Origin of the sequence: Fulvivirga imtechensis AK7 (genome assembly GCF_000331535.1) — a bacterium.
GTDB lineage: Bacteria > Bacteroidota > Bacteroidia > Cytophagales > Cyclobacteriaceae > Fulvivirga > Fulvivirga imtechensis.
In genome coordinates, this window is the sequence record NZ_AMZN01000217.1 from 1 (window position 1) to 360 (window position 360).

Genomic DNA, 360 nt, shown 5'->3' on the forward strand with positions numbered 1-360 from the left:
AGTGGTATTGCTGCGGAGAGGTTTGCTAATTTTAATACTTTGGGAGGGCCAATGACCGTCCAAATAGGAAACCTGACTATAAATATGGCCGGGTTGGCTAGTGGTAGTCATATGTTTGGTTTTGAAAACGGCATGGTATCAAATTATATCCCCCCAGGCTCTATTGGAGATACTTATGCTGCTCTTGGTATGCGGGTGTCGGAAGGACCAGGAAATACTTTATATGGCAACAGAGCAGGAACAACTTTCTATCAAAGAAACAGTGCAGGCCAGGCTTTATATGCCCACACCGATCAATTCCTCGGTGCACGGGCTTCTTTGGTGCAGGAGTTGGTGGCTAGCGGGGGTGCTACTGTGGGT

1 protein-coding gene is annotated in these 360 nt (G+C 47.5%); it reads left to right on the top strand.

Features of this window, described 5'->3' with window-relative positions:
* Nucleotides 1-360, top strand: a 360-nt coding sequence (locus C900_RS27865) for a hypothetical protein (protein WP_040497744.1), incomplete at both ends; no start/stop codon positions are given.